The sequence below is a fragment of the Phaeovulum vinaykumarii genome (assembly GCF_900156695.1).
Lineage (GTDB): Bacteria > Pseudomonadota > Alphaproteobacteria > Rhodobacterales > Rhodobacteraceae > Bieblia_A > Bieblia_A vinaykumarii.
Map to the genome: position 1 here is coordinate 336,611 of NZ_FTOM01000002.1, position 13,978 is coordinate 350,588.

Here is a 13,978-nt window from a genome sequence, read left to right on the forward strand (position 1 = left end):
CGTCTCACCCCTCCAGGGTCAGGGCTTCGTTGATCAGCGCGTCCTGCTCGGCCTTGTGGCGGCTGGCAAGACCCGTGGCGGGCGAGGCCGAGGCCGCGCGGCCGACATAGCGGGGGCGCTGGTGGGTGGCGTCGATCCGGTGCAGCACCCATTCCAGGTTGGGCTCGACAAAGGTCCAGGCGCCCTGGTTCTTGGGCTCCTCCTGGCACCAGATGACCTGAGCGCCCTTGAAGCGCGACAGTTCGGTCACCATCGAATGGGCCGGGAACGGATAGAATTGCTCGAGCCGCAGCAGATAGACATCGTCGATGCCGCGGGCGTCACGCTCGGCCAGAAGGTCGTAATAGACCTTGCCCGAGCAGATCACCACGCGCCGGATCTCGGCGTCGGGTTTCAGCGTGATCGTCGAATTGCCCTTCTCGGCATCATCCCACAGCACGCGGCAGAAATACGACCCCGTGGTCATGTCCTCGGCGCGCGAGATGCACATCGGATGGCGCAGAAGCGATTTCGGCGTCATCAGCACCAGCGGCTTGCGGAAGCTGCGGTGGATCTGGCGGCGCAGGATGTGGAAGTAGTTGGCCGGGGTCGAGCAATTCGCCACGATCCAGTTATCTTCCGCGCACAGTTGCAGGAACCGTTCCAGCCGGCCCGAGGAATGCTCGGGGCCCTGGCCCTCGAAGCCATGCGGCAGCAGCATGACCAGACCCGACATCCGCAGCCATTTGCGTTCGCCCGAGCTGATGAACTGGTCGAACATGATCTGCGCGCCGTTGGCGAAGTCGCCGAACTGGGCTTCCCACATGGTCAGCGTGTTGGGTTCGGCCAGCGAATAGCCGTATTCGAAGCCCAGCACCGCATATTCCGAGAGCATCGAGTCGATCACCTCGTAGCGCGCCTGCCCCGACCGGATGTGGTTGAGCGGGTAATAGCGTTCCTCGGTGGTCTGGTCGATGAAGGCCGAATGGCGCTGCGAGAAGGTGCCGCGGGTGCTGTCCTGGCCGGCCAGACGCACGCCATAGCCTTCCGCGCACAGGCTGCCGAAGGCGATCGCCTCGGCCGTGGCCCAGTCAAAGCCCTCGCCGGTCTCGAACATCTTGGCCTTGCCCTCGAGCTGGCGCGCGACGGTCTTGTGCAGGTCGAACCCCTTGGGCGGGGTGACCAGCGCATGCCCGATCTCGGCCAGGGTCTCGGGGCTGATCGCGGTGGCGCCGGGCTGGTATTCGGCATCCTCGCGCGCCAGGTGCTTCCAGCGCCCGTCCAGCCAGTCGGCCTTGTTGGGCTTGAAGCTCTTGCCGGCCTCGAATTCCTCGTTCAGCGTCGCCTGGAAGGCGGCCTTCATGTCCTCGATCTCGCCCTCGGGGATCAGCCCGTCGGCGACCAGACGGTCGGTATAGAGCTGGAGCGTGGTCTTGTGCGACTTGATCCGCTTGTACATCACCGGGTTGGTGAACATCGGCTCGTCGCCTTCGTTGTGACCGAAGCGGCGATAGCAGAACATGTCGATGACCACGTCGCGGCCGAATTTCTGGCGGAACTCGGTGGCGACCTTGGCGGCGTGGACGACGGCTTCGGGGTCGTCGCCGTTGACGTGGAAGATCGGCGCCTCGACCATCAGCGCGATGTCGGTCGGATAGGGCGACGAGCGCGAGAAATGCGGTGCCGTGGTGAAGCCGATCTGGTTGTTGACGACGATATGGATCGTGCCGCCGGTGCGGTGCCCCTTGAGGCCCGAGAGCCCGAAGCATTCCGCCACGACGCCCTGGCCGGCAAAGGCCGCATCGCCATGCAGCAGCACCGACAGCACCTGATGGCGTTCATGATCGCCCAGCTGGTCCTGCTTGGCCCGCGCCTTGCCCAGAACGACCGGGTTCACGGCCTCGAGGTGGCTGGGGTTGGCGGTCAGCGACAGGTGGACCTTGTTGCCGTCGAATTCGCGGTCCGACGAGGCGCCCAGGTGGTATTTCACGTCGCCCGAGCCGTCCACTTCCTCGGGTTTGAAGCTGCCGCCCTGGAATTCGTGGAAGATGGCGCGATAGGGCTTGGCCATCACGTTGGCCAGGACCGACAGGCGGCCGCGGTGCGGCATGCCGATGACGATTTCCTTGACCCCCAGCGCGCCGCCGCGCTTGATGATCTGTTCCATCGCGGGGATCAGCGCCTCGCCGCCGTCAAGGCCAAAGCGCTTGGTGCCCATGTATTTGACGTGGAGGAACTTCTCGAACCCCTCGGCCTCGACCAGCTTGTTGAGGATGGCGCGGCGGCCTTCGCGGGTGAAGTGGATCTCCTTGCCGTAGCCCTCGATCCGTTCCTTCAGCCAGCCGGCCTGCTCGGGGTCCGAAATATGCATGTATTGCAGCGCGAAGGTGCCGCAATAGGTGCGTTTCACGATGTCCATGATCTGGCGCATCGTGGCCATTTGCAGGCCCAGCACGTTGTCGATGAAGATCGGCCGATCCATGTCGTCTTCGGCAAAGCCGTAGGAGACCGGGTCCAGTTCGGGGTGCGGGGTCTGGTCGCGCATGCCCAGCGGATCGAGATCGGCGACCAGATGGCCCCGGATCCGGTAGGCGCGGATGATCATCAGCGCGCGGATGCTGTCGAGAACGGCGCGCTTGATCTGCGCTTCGGACACCTCGACGTTCATCTCGGCGGCCTTGGCGCGGATCTTGTCGCCCGCGGCCCTGGCTTCCTTGACCGGCGGGGCCGGCCATTCGCCGGTCATGGCCGCGGTCAGCTCGTCGTTGGGTTGCGGCGGCCAGTCGGCGCGTTCCCAGCTGGGGCCCTGCGCCTCGCGCTTCACGTCGGCCTCGGCATCGCCCAGCGCGGCGAAGAACTCGGCCCAGGCCGCATCCACCGAGCCCGGATCATGCGCATAGCGGGCATAAAGCTGTTCGACATATTCCGCGTTGGCCCCTTGCAGGAAGCTCGAGGCGTGGAGCTGGTCGTTGGGTGACTGGTCGTTCATGTCTGCACCTCAGGGCAGGGGGCGGTTTCAGCGGCGGGCGTGGGGCAGGGGGGACGACATCGACATCGCCGCGGCGCCGGCATGACGGCCCCGCTCACGCAGCGCCCCTTGCGGGACGGGGCTGCGTGTCGCGCAAGCGCGCCGGTCTCAGGTGTCATCTGTCCTCTCCCTTCCCGGCCGGGGCCGGTCCTTCGATCGTCTCGAAAGGGCAAGGCGGGCCAAACCCGCCTGACGCTTGCGAGATGGAGCGGCAGGAGGCCCCGTCAAGCGGAACCCCCTGCGCCTCCCTCGGGCCTCTCAGCCCTTGATCGCCTTCAGGACAGCTTCGCCCAGATGGGCCGGGCTGTCAGCCACGACGATGCCCGCCGCGCGCATCGCCTCGATCTTGGATTCCGCATCGCCCTTGCCGCCCGCGACGATGGCGCCGGCATGGCCCATGCGGCGGCCCTTCGGCGCGGTGCGCCCGGCGATGAAGCCCGCGGTGGGCTTCCAGCGGCCGCGCTTCTTCTCGTCGGCCAGGAACTGCGCGGCCTCTTCCTCGGCCGAGCCGCCGATCTCGCCGATCATGATGATCGAGGTGGTCTCGGGGTCGGCCAGGAACATCTCGAGCACGTCGATATGTTCGGTGCCCTTGATCGGGTCGCCGCCGATGCCCACGGCCGAGGATTGCCCCAGGCCCAGGTCCGAGGTCTGCTTGACCGCCTCATAGGTCAGCGTGCCGGAGCGCGAGACCACGCCGACCGAGCCGCGGCGGTGGATATGGCCCGGCATGATGCCGATCTTGCAGGCGTCGGGGGTGATGACGCCGGGGCAGTTCGGCCCGATCAGGCGCGATTTCGACCCTTCGAGCGCGCGTTTGACGCGCATCATGTCCAGAACCGGGATGCCTTCGGTGATGCAGACGATCAGTTCCATCTCGGCGTCGATCGCCTCGAGGATCGAATCCGCCGCGAAGGGCGGGGGCACGTAGATCGCCGAAGCATTGGCCCCGGTGCGCGCGCGCGCCTCGTGGACCGAGTCGAAGACGGGCAGGTTCAGGTGGGTGGTGCCGCCCTTGCCCGGCGTGACGCCGCCGACCATCTTGGTGCCATAGGCGATGGCCTGTTCGGAATGGAAGGTGCCCTGGCTGCCGGTGAAGCCCTGACAGATCACCTTGGTGTTTTCGTCGACGAGGACTGCCATGTTCGGCGTTCTCCTAATTGATGATTGCTGCGATGGCGGGCCGCGGCGTGGCCGGCGTCCCCGCCAGGAAACCCCGCTCCCGCGGCCCCGCACCGGCACGGGCGCGGTCGCGCGCCGGTGCGGCGGTCGGGGGCAGGGCGTGGGGCTTCCGGACAAGCGACATGGGTCAGCCCTTCACCGCCTTGACGATCTTGGCCGCGGCGTCCGACAGGTCGTCGGCGGCAATCACGTTCAGGCCGGAATTGGCGATGATCTCCTTGCCCAGCTCGACGTTCGTCCCTTCGAGACGCACGACCAGCGGCACCTGAAGACCGACCTCGGTCACCGCGGCCAGGACGCCCTCGGCGATGATGTCACAGCGCATGATGCCGCCGAAGATGTTGACCAGGATGCCCTTCACATTGGGGTCCGAGGTGATGATCTTGAACGCCTCGGTCACCTTTTCCTTGCTGGCGCCGCCGCCCACGTCCAGGAAGTTGGCCGGCTCGGCGCCATGCAGCTTGATGATGTCCATCGTGGCCATCGCCAGGCCCGCGCCGTTGACCATGCAGCCGATCTCGCCGTCGAGCGCGATGTAGTTCAGGTCGAACTTCGAGGCGGCCAGCTCCTTGGGGTCTTCCTCGGTCTCGTCACGCAGCGACAGGATGTCGGGCTGGCGGTAGAGCGCGTTGTTGTCGAAGCCCATCTTGGCGTCGAGACATTTCAGATGGCCGTCGGTGGTGACGATCAGCGGGTTGATCTCGAGCATCTCCATGTCCTTCTCGAGGAAGAGACGGTAGAGATTGCGGATCAGCGCCACGCATTGCTTCATCAGCGGGCCCTTGAGGCCCAGCGCGAAGGCCACGCGGCGGCCGTGGAAATCCGAAAGCCCCGAGGCCGGGTCGACGCTGAAGGACAGGATCTTCTCGGGGGTCGAGGCGGCGACTTCCTCGATGTCCATGCCGCCCTCGGTCGAGCAGACGAAGGACACGCGCGAGGTGGCGCGATCAACCAGCAGCGCCAGATACAGCTCGCGCTCGATGTCGCTGCCGTCCTCGATGTAGATGCGGTTGACCTGCTTGCCGGCCGGGCCGGTCTGGTGCGTGACGAGGGTGCGGCCCAGCATCTGGCGGGCCAGCGCATCGGCTTCCTCGACCGAGCGGGCCAGGCGCACGCCGCCCTTCTCGCCGGCTTCGGGCTCGATGAAATGGCCCTTGCCGCGGCCGCCGGCGTGGATCTGCGCCTTGACCACCCAGAGCGGCCCGTCCAGTTCGCCCGCGGCGGCTTTCGCCTCTTCCGCCCGCAGGACGGCGCGGCCGTCGGAGACCGGGCAGCCGAAGCTGCGCAGGAGTGCCTTGGCCTGATATTCGTGAATGTTCATTCCGATGTCCCGTCTTGGTATCAGGGTCGCCCGTGTAACAGGTTTACCCTCGTATCAGGTTTGCCCGTGTCATGGCACGCAAGCGCGGGCGGGCAAAACGCTATTTGGCCGAAGCGGGGTTTGGAAGGGGATTTTCCCGTTTTTGTGATCACGGGTCTCGGGAGTGTGATCACAAACGGCGGATTTTGCCGCGGCTGCGTCGATTCGGCGCATCGGGCGGTGCTGCAAGCGCGAATGTGTGCCACGGCATACTGCGTCGCACGGAATTGTGTGCGATTGCATACCGTTAGCGGTTCCCACCGCCCCGCCTCCGTTGTCGGGCCGGGGAGACGGGGGGGGCAAGTGCCGCGAATCACGTCCGATTTCTCGGCGCGCCCGTGTCCGGTCCGCGCCGCCGCGGATCCGCTCAGAGCCCCAGCACGTCCACCATGTCATACTGCCCCGGCTTCTGGTCCATCCCCCACAGCGCGGCCCGCAGCGCCCCGCGGGCAAAGATCGCGCGGTCGGTCGCCACATGGCGCAGGACCAGCCGTTCGCCGGCGCCGGCAAAGATCACGTCATGCTCGCCCACGATGTCGCCGCCGCGGATGGCCGAAAAGCCGATGGCGCCGGGCGCGCGCGCGCCGGTCAACCCGTGGCGGCCCGACTCCATGTTGTCGGCCAGCGCGATCCCGCGCCCCTCGGCGGCGGCCTCGCCCAGCATCAGCGCCGTGCCCGAGGGCGCGTCGACCTTCATGCGGTGATGGGCCTCGACCACCTCGATGTCCCAATCGGCATCCAGTGCCGCGGCCACCTTGCGCACCAGCCCCGCCAGCAGGTTGACACCCAGGCTCATGTTGCCCGCCCGGATGATCGCGGCGTGATGGCTGGCGGCCTCGAGCGCCTCCAGATCCGCGGGCGCAAGGCCGGTGGTGCCGATCACATGGACCGCGCGCGCCTGCGCCGCCAGCCCGGCAAAGGCCACCGTCGCTGCAGGGGCGGTGAAGTCGATCACGGCGCGGGCGCGGGCGAAGGCGGGCAGCGGGTCGTCCTCGACCGTCACGCCCAGCGCCGCGCCGCCCATGCATGCGCCCAGATCGCGCCCCACCCAGTCATGGCCGGGCCGTTCCAGCGCCCCCACCAGACGCGCCTTGCCCGAGGCGGTCACCTCGCGCGCCAGCATCTGTCCCATGCGGCCCGACACGCCCGTGACCACGATTCCCGGCAGATCGTCCATTGCCCGTCTCTCCTTGCTGCGTTGCTCTTCCTTAGACCAGGGGGGCAGGGCGGGCCAAGTCCCGCCGATCCGCCGCCCCGGACGCGCCGCGAACCGTTGCGGCGCAGGCGCTCTTGGCCTAAAGCTGCGGCCATGGCACAGAACCGTTTTTCCCGGGGCGAAGGCCCCTCGCAACGTCAGCTTCGCGTCGGCGAGCTCATCCGGCGCACGCTGTCGGACGTGCTCTTGCGGGGCGATGTCCACGACCCCGACCTGAACCGCATTCCGGTGACGGTGGGCGAGGTGCGCTGTTCGCCCGACCTGAAGGTGGCGACCGTTTTCGTCTCGGCGCTGGGCGGGCAGGGCCAGGACGAGCTGATCGGGGCGCTGGCGCGCCATGCCGGCGAATTGCGCCATCTGGTCGCGCGCGAGATGACGCTGAAATATGCGCCCGAGCTGCGCTTCCGGCCCGACGAGACCTATGACCGGCTGGACGAGACGCGGCGCATGTTCGCGGATGCCAAGGTTCAGGCCGATATTGCCCGGCGGGATGCGGACGGCGAGGGCGCCGATGATGACGACGTGGAAACCTAGGCTTCCGGCGGCCGGTCTGGCGCTGGCAGTTCTGGTGCTGGCGGCGGCCGGTGCCGGCGCGCAGGGCCTGGGCAGCCTGTTCGCGCCCGCGCCCGCGGCGGAGGCGCCCGTTTCCGAAACGCCCGCCCCCGAAACCGCGGTCTCTGACGCGGACGGGCAGGCCGTCGCGGCGGCCGCGCCCTGCCGCGACATCCGCTTCGAAGACACCCCCTATACCGTCTGCGAGATCCACGACCCCGCGCAGATGCGCATCTGGCTGACCGCTGCCGACGGCCTGCCCGTTGCCACCTTCGAGCGGCTGCGCGCCGAGCTGGCCCCCGGCGAGACGCTGCTCTGGGCCATGAACGCGGGCATGTATCACCCCGACCGCCGGCCCGTGGGCCTGTTCATCGGCCCCGAGGGCACGCGCGGCCAGCTGGTCACCTCGGCCGGGCCGGGCAATTTCGGGATGCTGCCCAACGGGGTCTTCTGTGCCACCGACCGCTTCGCCGTGATCGAGAGCCGCGCCTTCGCCGCCGATCCGCCCGCCTGCCGCATCGCCACGCAATCGGGGCCGATGCTGGTCATCGACGGCGCGCTGCATCCGCGTTTCCTGCCCGACAGCACCTCGCGCCATATCCGCAACGGCATCGGCGTTTCGGCTGACGGGCAGACCGCCTGGGCGGTGCTGGCCGGGCGCCCGGTCACGCTGCATGCCTTCGCGCGGCTTTTCCGCGATGAACTGGGCGCGCCGAATGCGCTCTATCTCGACGGGTCGGTTTCGCGGCTGACGATCCCGGCCACGGGGCGCGCGGATCTGGGCGTGCCGATGGGCCCGATCCTGGGCGCCGTCGCCCCCGCCCCCTGAGCGCCAGGCGCGCCCCCCCTACCCGAGCGCGCAAGCGCGACCACCACCCTGAGCGCGCGGTTTCCCCCGGTCGCGGCGGCTTGGCGGTTGACGCAGGCGCGCGGGCAGGCTAGGCGCGCGGCTCCCGGCAAACCACAGGATCAGAGGGGCATCATGGCACGCAGGAAGGGGCGCGAGATCTCGGGCTGGCTGGTGATCGACAAGCCGGCGGGCCTGACCTCGACGGCTGTCGTCAACAAGGTGCGCTGGGCGCTTCAGGCGAAGAAGGCCGGCCACGCCGGCACGCTGGATCCGGCCGCGACCGGCATCCTGGCCGTGGCCCTGGGCGAGGCAACCAAGACCGTGCCCTATATCACCGACGCGCTGAAATGCTATCGTTTCACGGTGCGGCTGGGGGCGGCCACCAATACCGACGACGCCGAGGGCGAGGTGATCGAGACCTCGGCGCTGCGTCCCGATCGCGCCGCGGTCGAGGCCGCGCTGGGCGCCTTTCGCGGCGATATCATGCAGGTGCCGCCGCAATTCTCGGCGGTCAAGATCGACGGCGAACGCGCCTATGTCCGTGCCCGCGACGGCGAGGAGATGGAGCTGGCCGCGCGCCCGCTTTTCGTCGACAGCCTTGATCTGATCGACATGCCCGACGCCGACACGCTGGTGCTCGAGATGGTCTGCGGCAAGGGCGGCTATGTGCGCGCCATCGCCCGCGACCTGGGCCGGGCGCTGGGCTGTCTGGGCCATGTGGTCAGCCTGCGCCGCACCTGGTCGGGGCCGTTCGATCTGGAAGATGCGGTCAGCCTCGAGACGGTCGAGGCCGAGGCGCAGAGCCCCGCGCTTGATGCGCGCCTGTTGCCGGTCGAGACCGCGCTGGCCGATCTGCCCGAATTGCGCGCCACCGATCAGGGCGCGGCGCGGCTGTCGCATGGCAACCCCGGCCAGGTGCTGGGCAGCATCGAATTCGGCGAGGAAGCCTGGGCCAGCTATCAGGGTCGCCCGGTGGCCGTGGGCCGCTACATGGGGGGCGAATTGCACCCCGACCGGGTGTTCAACCTCGGCTGATGGTCGCCGCATCGGCACAGGCTTGCGCCCGGCGCCGATGCGGGCAAGAACGACGCCCATGATCACGCGCCATCACACCAAGGGCGATGCGGCCTCGACCGCGGTCTATTCGCCCTGCGAACGCTATCGTTACCTGCTGACCCGCACCTGGGACGCGGATCGCCCGCGGGCGCTCTTCGTGCTGCTCAACCCCTCGACCGCGACCGAGATCCAGAACGACCCGACCGTCGAACGCTGCGAGCGCCGCGCCCGGCATCTGGGCTTCGGCGCCTTTCGCGTGACCAACATCTTCGCCTTTCGTGCGACCGATCCGCGGGTGATGCGCGCGCAGGCCGACCCGGTGGGGCCGGGCAATGATGCCGCCATTCTGGACAGTCTCGACTGGGCCGCGGGGCCGGGCGACCGCATCCTGTGCGCCTGGGGCAGCCATGGCGCGCATCTCGACCGCGGGGCGGCGGTCGAGGCGATGCTGCGCGCCTCGGGCCGGCCGCTGTGGCATCTGGGTCTGACCAAGGCCGGGGCGCCGAAACACCCGCTCTACATCGGCTATGACCGTCAGCCCGAGCCCTGGACGTGATCGCGCCTCATGATTGCTTAACTGTCCGCGTGGGTTGGCTTTGACAGATCAGCCGGTTCGCGCGATAGTTGCATTCGGAACGGTCGTGACCTGGGGTGTCGCGGTCGGTTGCGGTGTTCCGGTGTGTGGTTTCGGAACCTGCGGGTAGGGGGTTACATGTTTATTCTGTCCGGTGTTCTGGGCCTTTTGATGTCGAGTCTCGCCTTCATGGGCGCGGCCGGCGGGATCATGTCAGATGAGGATGAGGACGATCCGGCGGATTGGTCCGTCCGGACCGGCGATCTCGATCCCGATGACAGCGCGCCCGAAGAGGCGCCCGAAGACCCCGATGCCGAAACCCCCGATCCCGCCGATCCGCAGGTGACGGGCGTCGATCCGGTGCTTCTGGACCCGTCCAACCCGGCCTCGGCTCTGGGCGATCCCGACGGCCAGGCCGTTGCGCCGATCGCCTACGAAGACGCCGGCGCGGCCCTCTGGGGCGGTGATTTCGACGACAGCCTCACCGGCACCGAGAATGATGACGCGCTCTGGGGGGGCACGGGGGCCGACAGCCTTGCGGGCGGCGCGGGCGAGGATACGCTTGACGCGGGCGACGGCGACGACCTGCTCTGGGGCGATGCGGGCGACGACAGCCTGATCGCGGGCGACGGCGACGACAGCCTGGACGGCGGCGCGGGCAATGACACGCTTGCAGGCCAGGTCGGGGCGGATGCGCTTCATGGCGGCGACGGCGACGATGTTCTCTTCGGCGGCGAGGGCGCGGATACGCTGGCCGGCGGGGCGGGCGACGACAGCCTGTCGGGCGGCTTTGACGGTGACACGATCCTGGGCGGGCTCGGCCGCGACGAACTCTTCGGCAATGCGGGCGATGACGTTCTGGACGGCCGCGTGCTCGACGATACCGGCCACGACACCGATACCGGCGATCTGCTCAACGGCTCGACCGGGCAGGATACGCTGATCGGCGGCGCGGGCGATTTCCTCTCCGGGGGCGAGGATGCCGACACCTATCTGATCGGCGACTGGCTCGATGAAGGCGGGATCGTCACCGTGGATTACGACGCGGCCGAGGACAACCTGGTCCTTGTCTACGACGGCGCGGCCCATCCCGACCCCGAGGTGACGCTGACCCCGGTCGAAGGCTCCTCGACGATGCAGGTCGCGCTGAACGGCGTGGTCCTGGCCGAGGTGCTGAACGGCGCGGGGCTCACGCTCGACGACCTGTCCGTGATCAGCGCCCAGGAACTGGCCGCAGCCTGAGCCCAAGGTTTTTCCTTTTCTTTCGCGCTGAAACCCCGTATAGGCGCGCATCCGCTGCGGCGGAGCCAAGGGCCCTGCTGGACGACATCCCGGCTTGTGCCGTCACATCAACCCATGAAGGAGATCCCGATGTCGATCACCGCCGAAGAAAAAGCCCGTCTGATCAAGGAATTCGGCACCAAGGAAGGCGACACCGGTTCGCCCGAGGTGCAGGTTGCGATCCTCAGCTCGCGCATTTCCACGCTGACCGAGCATTTCAAGACCCACAAGAAGGACAACCACTCCCGCCGTGGTCTCCTGATGCAGGTCGCGCAGCGCCGCAAACTTCTTGACTACCTCAAGAAGAAAGACGTGGCGCGCTACCAGTCGCTGATCGAGCGTCTCGGCCTGCGCCGCTAAGCTCTGGTCCGACCCGGACACGCGCACGCCCGTCGCATCCGCGGCGGGCGTCTTGCTGTCCGGCCCCCCCCCCCACACACATATCCCCTCTTCGAGCTGGCCCAAATATCCCGGGGGTCCGGGGGCAGCGCCCCCGGCACGCGCCGCAGGCGGCCCGGTCCGGCCCCGAAGCCCACCCCGAACCCGAACCCGCGCTCCAACTCGACCCTTTCCAAAACCCCGGTTTTCCTGTAAGCGCGCAGGCATCTGCGACGTGAGCCCATGCCCCCGGGCACATGCGAAGGATTGGGGGCGGCGGCAATGGGGCCGCCATATGCCGGGAGACATGGGAAGGGCCCATGCGTGCTCCCAGACAGGATACGCTGATGTTCAATATCACCAAGAAATCCATCCAGTGGGGCGAGGAAACGCTGACGCTGGAAACGGGCAAGGTTGCCCGTCAGGCCGACGGCTCGGTCATCGCCACGCTGGGCGAAACCTCCGTCATGGCCAATGTCACCTTCGCCAAGGAGGCGAAGCCGGGTCAGGACTTCTTCCCGCTGACCGTGCATTACCAGGAAAAATACTATGCCGCGGGCAAGGTGCCCGGCGGCTTCTTCAAGCGCGAAGGGCGTCCGACCGAAAAGGAAATCCTGACCTCGCGCCTGATCGACCGTCCGATCCGCCCGCTCTTCGTGCCGGGTTTCAAACACGAAGTGCTGGTCATCTGCACCGTGCTCAGCCACGACCTCGTCAACGACCCCGACATCGTGGCCATGATCGCGGCCTCGGCGGCGCTGACCATCTCGGGCGTGCCCTTCATGGGCCCGATCGCGGCGGCTCGCGTGGGCTTTGCCAACGGCGAATATGTCCTGAACCCCGAAGTGGCGGACATGGACAACCTGCGCGCCAACCCCGAGCAACGCCTCGATCTGGTCGTCGCCGGCACCCGCGACGCGGTGATGATGGTCGAATCCGAAGCCTATGAGCTTTCGGAAGAGGAAATGCTGGGCGCCGTGGTCTTCGGCCACAAGGCGATGCAGCCGGTCATCGACATGATCATCGGCTTCGCCGAGGAATGCGCCAAGGAACCCTTCGACTTCACGCCCCCCGATTACGCCGCGCTCTATGCCCGCGTGAAGGAACTGGGCGAGACCCAGATGCGGGCGGCCTTCGCCATCCGTGACAAGCAGGAACGCGTCAACGCCATCTCGGCCGCCCGCGAGGCGATCCGTGCCGGCCTGACCGAAGACGAGCTGGCCGACCCGAACCTGGGCTCGGCGTTCAAGAAGCTCGAATCGGGCATCCTGCGCGGCGACATCATCACCGGCGGCGCGCGCATCGACGGGCGCGACACCACCACCGTGCGTCCGATCGTGTCGGAAGTGGGCATCCTGCCGCGCACCCATGGTTCGGCGCTGTTCACCCGCGGCGAGACCCAAGGTCTGGTCATCACCACGCTGGGCACCGGCGACGACGAGCAGATCATCGACGCGCTGCACGGCAACTTCCGCTCGAACTTCCTGCTGCACTACAACTTCCCGCCCTATTCGGTGGGCGAGGTCGGCCGCTTCGGCCCGCCCGGCCGCCGCGAGATCGGCCACGGCAAGCTGGCCTGGCGCGCGCTTCAGGCGGTGCTGCCGGCGCCGACGGACTTCCCCTACACGATCCGCGTCGTCTCCGAGATCACGGAATCGAACGGCTCGTCGTCGATGGCCACGGTCTGCGGGTCGTCGCTGTCGATGATGGATGCGGGCGTGCCGCTCAAGGCGCCGGTCGCCGGGGTGGCCATGGGCCTGATCCTGGAAGACGACGGCAAATGGGCGGTGCTGACCGACATCCTGGGCGACGAGGATCACCTCGGCGACATGGACTTCAAGGTCGCGGGCACCGCGCAGGGCATCACCTCGCTGCAAATGGACATCAAGGTGGCCGGGATCACCCCGGAAATCATGAGCCAGGCGCTGGCGCAGGCGCGTGACGGCCGCATGCATATCCTGGGCGAGATGTCCAAGGCGCTGTCCGAAGGCCGCACCGAATTCTCGGCGCATGCACCGCGCATCGAGACGATGCAGATCCCGACCGACAAGATCCGCGAAGTGATCGGCTCGGGCGGCAAGGTGATCCGCGAGATCGTCGAGGTCTCGGGGGCCAAGGTCGACATCAACGACGACGGCATCATCAAGATCGCCTCGGCCAATGGCGACAGCATCAAGAAGGCCTACGAGATGATCCACTCGATCGTCGCCGAGCCGGAAGAGGGCAAGATCTACACCGGCAAGGTGGTCAAGCTGGTCGATTTCGGCGCCTTCGTGAACTTCTTTGGCAAGCGCGACGGCCTGGTGCACGTGTCCCAGATCGCCAACAAGCGCCTGAACCATCCCAACGAGATGCTCAAGGAAGGCCAGGAAGTGAAGGTCAAGCTTCTGGGCTTCGACGACCGCGGCAAGGTCCGTCTGGGCATGAAGATGGTCGATCAGGAGACCGGCGAGGAAATCGCCCCCGAGAAGAAGGAACCCGCCGAGGGCTGAGCCCCGACGGACCGCTGAATGCGAAAGGCC

11 protein-coding genes are annotated in these 13,978 nt (G+C 67.6%); 7 read left to right on the plus strand and 4 right to left on the minus strand.

All coding sequences use genetic code 11. From position 1 onward, the window contains the following. Window positions 1-4: 4 nt before the first annotated feature. The 4 genes from BW949_RS05935 to dapB form a co-directional block, all read right to left on the minus strand. The gene (locus BW949_RS05935) at window positions 5-2,968 is read right to left on the minus strand and encodes a 2-oxoglutarate dehydrogenase E1 component (protein WP_076364051.1); all 2,964 of its coding nucleotides are present in this window, start codon (window positions 2,966-2,968) and stop codon (window positions 5-7) included. 297 nt (window positions 2,969-3,265) lie between these two features. Beyond that, the gene (gene sucD / locus BW949_RS05940) at window positions 3,266-4,150 is read right to left on the minus strand and encodes a succinate--CoA ligase subunit alpha (protein ID WP_076364053.1); all 885 of its coding nucleotides are present in this window, start codon (window positions 4,148-4,150) and stop codon (window positions 3,266-3,268) included. 166 nt (window positions 4,151-4,316) lie between these two features. Beyond that, a complete protein-coding gene (gene sucC / locus BW949_RS05945; protein ID WP_076364055.1) occupies window positions 4,317-5,510 on the minus strand; it encodes an ADP-forming succinate--CoA ligase subunit beta in 1,194 nt (397 codons plus the stop codon). 406 nt (window positions 5,511-5,916) lie between these two features. Continuing rightward, window positions 5,917-6,726: a 4-hydroxy-tetrahydrodipicolinate reductase gene (gene dapB / locus BW949_RS05950; protein WP_076364057.1), complete on the minus strand. Its 810-nt coding sequence runs from the start codon at window positions 6,724-6,726 to the stop codon at window positions 5,917-5,919. 132 nt (window positions 6,727-6,858) lie between these two features. Here dapB and rbfA point away from each other — a divergent pair, with 132 nt between their 5' ends. From rbfA to pnp, 7 genes are all read left to right on the plus strand, one after another. Next, a complete protein-coding gene (rbfA, locus tag BW949_RS05955) occupies window positions 6,859-7,299 on the plus strand; it encodes a 30S ribosome-binding factor RbfA (RefSeq protein WP_076364059.1) in 441 nt (146 codons plus the stop codon). Next, the gene (locus BW949_RS05960) at window positions 7,277-8,146 is read left to right on the plus strand and encodes a phosphodiester glycosidase family protein (protein ID WP_235816217.1); all 870 of its coding nucleotides are present in this window, start codon (window positions 7,277-7,279) and stop codon (window positions 8,144-8,146) included. Before rbfA ends, BW949_RS05960 begins: the two co-directional genes overlap by 23 nt. Before the next feature lie 150 nt (window positions 8,147-8,296). Beyond that, window positions 8,297-9,202 (plus strand): tRNA pseudouridine(55) synthase TruB, encoded by a 906-nt coding sequence (truB, locus tag BW949_RS05965; RefSeq protein WP_179747536.1) that lies wholly within the window; start codon window positions 8,297-8,299, stop codon window positions 9,200-9,202. Between the two features lie 58 nt (window positions 9,203-9,260). Then, window positions 9,261-9,779, plus strand: a complete 519-nt coding sequence (locus BW949_RS05970; protein WP_076364063.1) for a DUF1643 domain-containing protein — start codon at window positions 9,261-9,263, stop codon at window positions 9,777-9,779. A 189-nt stretch (window positions 9,780-9,968) separates the two neighbouring features. Beyond that, entirely contained in the window at window positions 9,969-11,039 is a 1,071-nt protein-coding gene (locus BW949_RS05975; protein WP_210187212.1) for a calcium-binding protein, read from the plus strand. 129 nt (window positions 11,040-11,168) lie between these two features. Continuing rightward, the gene (gene rpsO / locus BW949_RS05980; protein ID WP_076364067.1) at window positions 11,169-11,438 is read left to right on the plus strand and encodes a 30S ribosomal protein S15; all 270 of its coding nucleotides are present in this window, start codon (window positions 11,169-11,171) and stop codon (window positions 11,436-11,438) included. Between the two features lie 365 nt (window positions 11,439-11,803). Beyond that, window positions 11,804-13,948, plus strand: coding sequence for a polyribonucleotide nucleotidyltransferase (pnp, locus tag BW949_RS05985; RefSeq protein WP_076364069.1), 2,145 nt, complete (start codon window positions 11,804-11,806; stop codon window positions 13,946-13,948). Window positions 13,949-13,978: the final 30 nt, after the last annotated feature.